This window comes from Isoptericola sp. NPDC058082, from assembly GCF_042885055.1.
Classification (GTDB): domain Bacteria; phylum Actinomycetota; class Actinomycetes; order Actinomycetales; family Cellulomonadaceae; genus Isoptericola.
The window spans coordinates 1-488 of record NZ_JBHVSQ010000042.1; the positions used below are offsets into that span (position 1 = coordinate 1).

Genomic DNA, 488 nt, shown 5'->3' on the forward strand with positions numbered 1-488 from the left:
ACATCGTCCTCGGCGCTGAACCAGAGCGCTGCCAGGAAGCCCGGCAGTGAACCGGTGTGCCCGAGAAGGGTGCGCCCGTCCTGGCGCACGACCTGCAGACCGAGACCGTAATTTCCCTCCCAGTCGCCGGACTCGGGCGGCGCCGACGGCGTGCGCATCTCCTCCACCGAGGCGGTGCCGAGAACCCGGTCGTCCCCCTCGGCGAGGAAGGAGGCGAACCGGAGGATGTCGGTGGCCGTGGACCAGAGCTGCCCGGCCGGAGCCATCAGGCCGAGGTCCTCGGTGGGTTCGGGCAGCAAGGCATCGGCCCAGGGGTGCACCGCCCAGCCACCCGCGTGCGGCGCCTGCGGCTGGGTGGACGTACGGCTCATGCCCAGCGGCTCCAGAATCTCGCGCTCCAGCACCTCCGCCCAGGATGCCCCGCGCACCGTCTCGATCAGCGCGCCGAGCAGTGTGTAGCCAGGGTTGGAGTAGTGATGGCGCCGGCC

The 488-nt window shown here is 71.3% G+C and carries 1 protein-coding gene; it reads right to left on the minus strand.

The features are described from left to right. The coding region (locus tag ACFVS0_RS21795) for a serine hydrolase domain-containing protein (RefSeq protein ID WP_430589110.1) at nucleotides 1–488 on the minus strand (488 nt) is incomplete at both ends.